A 9,120-nucleotide genomic window follows, 5' to 3' on the forward strand; every position below is an offset into this window, starting at 1 on the left:
GTTCTGATATTGGCTAAGAGTGCGTTTTGTTTAGCCATATCGGTTAATCCACTATAGAAGAGAGCATTTGGCATGACTAAGTAACTGGCCGTTTGTGCTACAGGGACGATCACACTTGGACCAGAACCAGAATCCGTTTCAAGAATTTCTTTATGTAAGCGGAAATCCCAGAAATTTTCATTCTTCTCATCAAAGAGGCTTTGTGCAACATCGGCTGTACCGTGGCTTGACTCTGGTCCATAGGCCGTTAGCGTATATTTATAAGGCAAACGATTTCTTGTGGTATAGCCATTCTTGAGTTTGAAAGAGTCTTCTTGTGCTTTTCCAGATACTTGAATGAGCGAGAGGCCACCTATATTGGAAGGATCAGCAGCATTGACTACACTACTTTCATCTCCTGAATCGCTTTTGATATAAACTGTTGTGGAGCCTGAGACATCACCGTGGATCAGAAGTCTATCGGTTTTTTGATCGGCACTTTTTACGCCATCACTCCAAGCAATGTTGAAGTAAATCTTTGCGTCACCAGAGGCGTTGTAGACTTCTTGCGTGTCTGGTTGACCAGAACCTATATGCAATGTGTGATAATGATCTTCTGTTGGTCCATTAAAGATAATAGAACTGTTGTTGAGATTAAGCGTGGAAATATCAGAACGAGATCTTTGAGCGATATCAAGCAGATTGCCATCAGCATCTTTTTCGTTTTTGCTGTTTTTTAACATCCATGTTGTGTTATTTTTCAGATCAAAACGTACAGTTCTATCTTTAGCAATATTCGCTCTGCCTTCTAAATTTGAATGATCAGCGCTTAATGTGAAGGTGCCGTTGGAGATCTCGGTAATATCTTCCTCTTCCCAAAAGCTTTTTTCTTTCGTAAAGAGACCGTCCCCTAATAACACGTCGGCATGGATTTCTGAATTTGTGAGATTAACTGTACCAATTGACAGATCGGCACTATTTTCAATGTTATTTTTAGTGAAAGCTCCAATGAAAATTCCTGTGCCATTTTCAGCGTGAACATCTGCATTGGTTAAATTGATTTCATTGCTATGATGTTTTTCTATATCATCTGTCTTATTTAGATCAGGATTAGAGAGAGCTATAAATTGCAAACCAGCAACTCCTGCTATCATAGAAGTATTCACGACATCAATATGTCCATTAGCTGCCGCCCATAGTGCAACTTTTTTTGCTTCTATTTTATTTTTTATTGTATTCTCTGCTGCTCCAATATAACCATTCGTCATCTTAATTGTGCTATTATTTGCTGCGGTGAGACCAAAATCAAAGTTTTGAATGATTGTTTTACCATTTAATTCGATTGCACTACCAAGTTCCGCAACGTTTACAGCAACGGTTTGTTGTTTACTTTCACCACCAGTTATTGTTAAATCTCCGCTAATGATTTTACTTCCACCGTCTGCATAAAACCCTTCATCAACATTTTGAATGGTTGTTTTGCCCATTAACCTAACTTCACTACCAGAGTCCGATGTCCATATACCAGTGCGTTCGTTGTCGGAGCCTTCAAGTGCTTCACCACCGATTATTGTTAAATCTTTGCTGGTGATTTTACCACCGTCAACTGCTCCAAGGCCGCCCAAAGTATTGTTAATTATTGTATCACCATGCAATTGAATTGTGCTGTCATTGCCACTTACAAATGCACCGTTTCCTTTTCCCTCTGTTTTTAGAGCAACATCTGTGGCATCAATATGCCCTCCGTTGATTGCGAATAACGCTGTTTCGTTCGCGGCTACGGATCCTCCCATCATTATGATCTTAGATCCTGAACCGTCTGCAAGGAGTCCTCCGCCATCAGATGATGTAATGTTAGCATTGTTTTTTAAGATAATCGTACTGCTGGCTTCGGCGCTTCCTCCTACATCACGTCCACTAAATGATCCTCCTGAGACCGTTATTGTTGAGTGATCATTTGCAACTATACTGGCGGCTGCCTGAGTCACTTCTACATTATTTAAAACAACGGTACTTTTGTCTGCTTTTATTCCAAAGTTTAGTAGCGCATCGTCTTTACTATTCGATATCTTCACACCTTCTAGCTTGTTTTCACCGCTGTTACTGTTTAAGAAGCCGGCACCAACTAGAGAAGTTTTAATGGTTCCTCCAGTCATGTTTATTGCGCCACCATCGTTTGTTGTAAGTCCAATTTCACTATTACTAATCGTTGTTCCTTCAAGCAATTCAACTACACTGCCTTCGCCATTAGAAAATACACCAGACGATATATCTTCGTCATCTAGAGATACATCTGTAACATTTAGAGACACATTTGTGACCGTAATATGTCCACCATTTTCAGCAACCAATGCATTACCTTTCCCCGTGACGGTTCCTCCCGTCATGCTGATGGTGGAGTTTGAACTATTTGCATAGAGTCCAATGTTATCAGATGATGTAATGTTTGCATTGTTGGTTAAAGTGATGGCGCTGCCGTTTTGAGCAGATATTGTTGTATTTTGTGCATGAAATGATCCTCCTGAGGCTGTTATTGTCGAGTGATCATCTGCAACTAAGGCATTGGTTGCTTGCATGACGGTTACATCTTTTAAAGTGACGGTACTGTTTTGGTCTGCTATTACTCCCAAGTTCAGTGGCGCATCGTCTTTACCACTTGATATCGTCACACCTTCTAGTCTGTTTTCATTGCTGCTGCTTGAGAAGACAGCACCAACTAGAGAAGTTTTAATGGTTCCTCCAGTCATTTTTATTGCGCCACCATCGTTTGTTGTAAGTCCAATTTCACTATCACTAATCGTTGCCCCTTCAAGCAATTCAACTACACTGCCTTTGCCATTAGAAAATACACCAGATGACTTATCACTATCATTTGTTTTTAGGGTTACATCTGCAACAGTAATATGTCCACCATTTTCAGCAACCAATGCATTACCTTTCCCCGTGACGGTTCCTCCCGTCATGCTGATGGTGGAGTTTGAACTATTTGCATAGAGTCCAATGTTATCAGATGATGTAATGTTTGCATTGTTGGTTAAAGTGATGGCGCTGCCGTTTTGAGCAGATATTGTTGTATTTTGTGCATGAAATGATCCTCCCGAGATTGTTATTGTCGAATCATGATCTGCAAATATACCGGCTGCTGCTTGAGTCACTGTTACATCTTTTAAAGTGGCGGTACTTTTATCTGCTTTTATTCCAAAGTTCAGTGGTGCATCGTCTTTACCACTCGATATTGTCACATTTTCTAGTTTGTTTTCACGACTGTTACTGTTTAAGAATCCAGCACCAGCTGCAGAAGCTGTAATGGTTCCCCCAATCATCTTGATTGCGCCATCATTTTGTACTACAAGCCCGATTGCACTATCACTAATTGTTGTCTTTCCAAGCAATTCAATTACACTATTTGCGCCATTAGAAAATACACCAGATGACTTATCGCTATCATTTATTTTTAGGGTAACATCTGTAACAGTAATATGGCCACCATCTTCAGCAGTCAAAGCATTCCCTTTTCCCGTGACGTTTCCTTCTATCATTGTGATGGAGGAGTTTGAACCTTTTGCATAGAGTCCAATGTTATCAGATGATGTAATGTTTGCATTGTTGGTTAAAGTGATAGCGCTGCCGTTTTGAGCAGATATTGTTGCACCTTTTGCATCAAATAATCCTCCCGAGATTGTTATTGTCGAATCATGATCTGCAAGTATACCGGCGGCTGCTTGAATCACTGTTACATCTTTTAAAGTGACGGTACCTTTATCTGCTTTTATTCCAAAGTTCAGTGGCGCATCGTCTTTACCACTCGATATTGTCACATTTTCTAGTTTGTTTTCACGGCTGTTACTGTTTAAGAATCCAGCACCAGCTTTGGAAGCTGTAATGGTTCCCCCAGTCATCTTGATTACACCACCGTTTTGTGCTTGAAGCCCGACTGCACTATCACTAATCGTTGTCTTTCCAAGTAATTCAATCATGCTACCAAGGTCATCAGAAGCTACACCAAATCCATCACCATTTGTTTTTAGGGTGACATCTGTAACAGTAATATGGCCACCGTATGTTGTCGTTACTGCTTCCTCTTTCGCTGTGATGCTCCCTCCTGTCATTTCGATTATGGACTTTGAGCCTTCCGCATAGAGTCCAGCATCATTATATGATGTAATTTTTGCACCGCCAGTTAAAGTGATGTTGCCGCCATTTTGAGCAAATATTGCTGCTTTTTCTGCATCAAATGATCCTCCTAAAACTTTTACTGTGGAATCATATGCATCTATGGCAGTTTGTGCTTGCGTCACTGTTACATTATTTAAAGTGACATTACTGTTAGTTGCCTTGATTCCATTGATTAGTGGCGCATCATCTTTCCCACTTGATGTCACTACATCTTTCAGTTCGTTTTCTTTGCTTTTGCTATCCAAAAAGAATGCACCAACTTTGGACGCTGTAATGCTTCCCCCAGTCATTGCGATTGCGCCACTTTCTTGTGTTTTCAACCCGATTGTAGCATCTTTGATCTTTGTATCAGACAATTCAATCACACTGTTTTCACCTTGAGACAAGGCGCCGAATCCACTCTCAATTTTAGTACCCTTATTAGATGCAGGATTATCCCCTTCTGTAGTAGGTGCACTTGTGGTATCTCCCTTTGCTGTTAGAGTACCACCCGTGACTTTAATATGACCACCGTCGTTTGTATACAATGCTGCGTCTTTTCCAGTTACGCTTCCTCCAGTCATTTTTATGGTGGTATTTTCATCATCGGCATGGAGTCCGTTACCATTAGATGAGGTAATGTTAGCATCGCCATCTACAGTAATGGTGGTGCCGCCCATAGCATATACGCCATCCATTTTACCCTCGAATGATCCTCCGGATACTATAACTTGAGAAACGACATCCGCAAGTATACCAGTTTCTGCTTGCTTAACTGTTACATTTTCTAAAGTGATAAAACTTTCGTTGTTTATTTCTATTCCAAGGAGTGATGATGCTTCATTTTTATTATCTGATATCACTACATTTTGCAGTATATTTCTACTATTCTTACTACCATCAATATAAACGCCAGTTTGAGAAGCTGTAATGTTCCCCCCTGTCAGGTTGATGTTAGCGCCGTCTTTTACAGAAATACCGAAACGAACATCAGAATCAGTGCCTTGAATATTTAAGCCATTTAATTCAAGCGCACTGGTAGCACCTTCAACTGTTACAACATATTTATCGCTACCTGTGTCTGTATTTGTGTTTTCATTTCCAGTTACAGTTACAGTACTGCCGGTGATTTTTCCTTTGTCTTTTACATAAATAGTCTCGTACGTTTTTCCGGATATATCTTTTTCTTCGTTGGCAACGCCAAGAGTTTCAGCATGTGCAGTGAACTGGATGTTGAATAGGATGATAGCAGCCGCAGCCGTGCATGATAAAAGGGATGTTTTATACACCAGTATTCTCCTTATGAGAGCCCCCAAATATTCATTTCCCCGCAAACTTCATAAGAAGAAGTGAAAATGGATAGTTGTTATTAATTTCGATAATTTTCTTTATTTGGTAAGACATTTTTGATTTTTTGTCAAAATTAAAAAATAAATAATATTAAATTTGTATGAATTTATATTTAACACACAATGTGCTTGTAATGATTTATATTATATAATTAAATTTATTGTAAATCTACATTATAGAAATTATAACTATTATTATTATACTTTACATAATTTATATTATTTTTTATAAAGTAATAATAGTATTTTATGTAGTATTGCTGCATTTTTATAGCTTATCAAAGTGAATGATGACGGTAATACTATAACACTGTTGCTGGCACTTTTGATTATTTATACCTTATTTATCATAATATTATAATATAATTGATCTTGATATCCAAAGGAGTTGGGCACTCTAGTATAAGAATATATTTTTTCTCCTGTTGGGGATATTTTAATAGTATACGACTAAGTTTTTATAAGCTGTTGATGTATCGATGACATTTGAAAGAGCCAGAGCCCAAGCTTATAAATCTTAATCAATTAAAGTTCTTGAAGTTGAAGGCTTGAAATCAACAGTGCTTTTATATCATCAAAGTGCACCTTCATTGAAGGATCATTGCTTTCGTTATTTCGAATTTTTGACATATTTTTGACAATAAAATCTAAAAAAATTGTCTCTGAGGAATTTTTTAATATAAAAAATATGTAACGTTTTTATGGTGATAGGTTTATGAGATATAAAGTTGAATTGGTAATCACCGTGATTGCTTTTACTCTCTCTGGTTGTTTTAATCTTGATTCTGAAAAAATAAAAAGAGACAAGAGGCTTCATCATGATGCATTCATGGATTGGTCTATGAAAGAAAAGTCTCTTACAAAAAATTATACTGCTATCATTATGGCTGATCCGCAACCGTGGCGTTTAAACTCTGGTGATGCCAATGGAATATCAAACAGAGAGCCATGGTTAAAGATAAATGAGCAGGTTGCTGGTGTGATAAAAGCGCACAAGGCTGCATTCCATATTGTCAATGGTGATCTGACGGAGTTTGGACAACAAAAAAACTATGATGATTATGAAAATGTTTATAAAACTCTTGGAGCACCTGTCTATGAGGGGCTAGGGAATCACGATTATGCCAATAATGTTGGTAATTGTACAAATCCTCAAGAATTCAGTTTTTACAAAGATGCTTGTGCTATAAGTGCAGTTTCAAGAATGGTATCGGAAATCAAAAAATACCGTAGTCAATTAGCGCATTTCAATGCAGATGTTACTGAAAGTTTGGTTCCCATTTCGGGTGGAAATATTCGCTCGATAAGGGGGAGTTTGAGTTATTCTTGGGATTATGGAGATGTTCACTATGTGCAGCTTCACAATTATCCAAGCTATACGGTTGGTTTGAAGGGGCAGTCTACAGAAGTGCAAATCAATAAATCTTTAGATTGGCTTAGGAACGATTTAGCTGCTGCTGATGCAAGAGGTAAAGTGACAATCATTAATTTTCATGATGCGCGTGCTGCTTCCATTGATGGTGAATCCTTTTTTATTCGTAAAAAGAATGCTAAAGATTTGTCGGTCTTTAAGTCAATTATTACCTCTCATAATGTTAAAGCAATCTTCGTGGGTCACACGCATTATCAGTCTTATTGCCGTGCGAAAAATGATAAGGTTTTTGGAAATATCCCTATATATACAGCTGGTGCGCTTTTTAATGGAGATTATTACCTCTTAGATGTGAAAGGCAAGACCATTCACGTTAAAGCCTATAATGGAGAAATAGGAAAACCGCTTTTAATTAAAGATCTTGGTGTTATAGGGAAAGACACTCAATTTTCGGCAAGTTGCAGTAAGTTATAATAGGATTTGTTTCTTTGTCTTAAAGCATGAGGGAAAAAACGTATTATATGTGCGGACTTGAAGAGCAGTAGGAGTGTCTAAATGTTACTTAGAAATAGAGTGAAAAATCAGACATATTTTTTTCAAAGCTGCTAAGATTTCAGGTTATACGCTATAAGTGCAATGGTTTAATGTGAACTGAGCTTTAATACAAAGCAGAATAATGGTTTGTTATTCTATTTTTTCTTTTTAGGCTTTCATCTTTGAAGAAAGGGGAGTTTGTCAAGGGTGTGTTCATAATTTGCTAGCACTTGTTGTCCAGAATCATCAAGAAGGCTGTTTTTATTAATTTGTTGCGGTATAATTATTAAGTTATGCCCTTTATTAGAGCTTATAATATCTACTCATGGGCAACACTTTTCTTTTTCATAAGAAAAGCTTTTTATTTTGATCAATTTTTTACTTATAATCTTCAAACAATTGATGTTTTGTGATGCTGTATAATTTCTCTTGATTAATCGTATGAACTTTTAGTTGTATTACAATTTTATCTTCTTCTTTTATACGTAAGTAAATCGTTACAATAATATGATACAAATATTGGAGTCTGTTTATAGCTGTTATGGTCTCATGCAATTATCCTTAGATGACTCTCACGTGTCTTGGCAGTTTTATCTTTGCTTTGAGAGAGGTGTAAAAAGGGGATTTTAAGAAGTTTCAGTTTAGAAAGAGTTTTTTTGCCCGCGAAAAGCTCTCGGATGCTGCCAAGGCTGGTATGGAACAAGCGGGCGAAGATCTGGCTAATTCGATTGTCGATGGCTTTATGTCGTCTATCTCACAATTGATGGATTATTGTAAATCTTTGCCTAGCCGCATTAAGGGGTGGATTGGTTCCATTGATGTAAGAGAGTTTTTGCCAAGTTTTTTGGGGGGTAAAACAGCCATCCAACCCATCGTGCAATTTGCGGGGGCTTCTCCTGTAAATTCATCTGCGAGAGAGCAAAGAGACAAAGACCGTTCCCCCATCACACACAATCAAAATGTCACAGTGCATGTTAATGGGGCGCGTGAACCCATGGCCACTGGTCGTGCGGTTGCCCATGCTTTGCAACGGGCACGCGCTAATGCGCTGCATGGCGGGACAGAATGAGGGGAGGGAGCCTATGAGAGATCCTTTGATGATGTTAGGACCGCATCAATTTTATGTGGACTGGCTGAATTTCCAATCCTTTGAAGAAGAGTTTTCTGCCTCATGGGTTTGTATGGAGCGTTTTGGCAGGTCCCCCAGTTTGCAATTTACCGGCTATGGCAATGATGCAAAAACCATTCATGGAGTTTGGTTTCCAGAAGAATTTGGTGACCGTGTAGCCATTGATGCCATCACTACAACTATTCGAAGAGCCAAGCCTGTCCAGATGCTTCGTTGGATTAATGATACCACCTATAGTGTCCTTCTCCATGGACCCGTAGTAATCACCACGATCAATAAAGACCACGACTATATCAGTCTTTCTGGTCAATCCCAACGCATCCGCTATTCCATTACGCTCTTGCCCTTTTTTAATGGCGGAAAACCACAAGGACAATACCAAGAGGGACAATATCAAATGGGGTATTACCAAGAGGAACCTACCCCATGAAGATACCCAAAAAGCGCGTTATTGTAGAGCTAGAGGATATGAGCCTCGATCTCCTTTGCTTTCACTATGCCATGGCTGTGTTAGGAGACCGCATCCAAGTTGGGGCACTAAACGGTTATTTAGAAGCCACACTGGAAGCTAATCCAGAGATTGCCAAATATGGTGTGTTTTT

The 9,120-nt window shown here is 38.7% G+C and carries 5 protein-coding genes and 1 pseudogene; 4 read left to right on the forward strand and 2 right to left on the reverse strand.

Annotated features, from left to right (window positions below):
• A partial coding sequence (locus ACFIK0_RS09970) for an autotransporter outer membrane beta-barrel domain-containing protein (RefSeq protein WP_404977325.1) occupies nucleotides 1–2,447 on the reverse strand: 2,447 nt, incomplete at its 3' end.
• 618 nt (nucleotides 2,448–3,065) lie between these two features.
• Nucleotides 3,066–5,423 (reverse strand): annotated as a pseudogene (locus tag ACFIK0_RS09975) (beta strand repeat-containing protein); the annotation flags it as partial.
• A gap of 775 nt (nucleotides 5,424–6,198) precedes the next feature.
• Between ACFIK0_RS09975 and ACFIK0_RS08585 the strand changes: the two are divergent.
• The 4 genes from ACFIK0_RS08585 to ACFIK0_RS08600 all read left to right on the forward strand — a co-directional run.
• The gene (locus ACFIK0_RS08585; RefSeq protein WP_375663825.1) at nucleotides 6,199–7,329 is read left to right on the forward strand and encodes a metallophosphoesterase; all 1,131 of its coding nucleotides are present in this window, start codon (nucleotides 6,199–6,201) and stop codon (nucleotides 7,327–7,329) included.
• 754 nt (nucleotides 7,330–8,083) lie between these two features.
• Nucleotides 8,084–8,458: a hypothetical protein gene (locus ACFIK0_RS08590; protein WP_375628571.1), complete on the forward strand. Its 375-nt coding sequence runs from the start codon at nucleotides 8,084–8,086 to the stop codon at nucleotides 8,456–8,458.
• A gap of 13 nt (nucleotides 8,459–8,471) precedes the next feature.
• Nucleotides 8,472–8,948 (forward strand): phage tail protein, encoded by a 477-nt coding sequence (locus ACFIK0_RS08595; RefSeq protein ID WP_375663826.1) that lies wholly within the window; start codon nucleotides 8,472–8,474, stop codon nucleotides 8,946–8,948.
• On the forward strand, nucleotides 8,945–9,120 hold a 176-nt coding region (locus tag ACFIK0_RS08600), incomplete at its 3' end, for a phage tail protein (RefSeq protein WP_375663827.1). The genes ACFIK0_RS08595 and ACFIK0_RS08600, both read left to right, overlap by 4 nt.

Origin of the sequence: Bartonella sp. CL63NXGY, assembly GCF_042194905.1 — a bacterium.
GTDB lineage: Bacteria > Pseudomonadota > Alphaproteobacteria > Rhizobiales > Rhizobiaceae > Bartonella.

Coding starts and splice junctions, on each gene's coding strand:
- ACFIK0_RS08595 (WP_375663826.1), top strand. CDS start 8,472: ATGAGAGATCCTTTGATGATGTTAGGACCGCATCAATTTTATGTGGAC.
- ACFIK0_RS08590 (WP_375628571.1), top strand. CDS start 8,084: ATGGAACAAGCGGGCGAAGATCTGGCTAATTCGATTGTCGATGGCTTT.
- ACFIK0_RS08585 (WP_375663825.1), top strand. CDS start 6,199: ATGAGATATAAAGTTGAATTGGTAATCACCGTGATTGCTTTTACTCTC.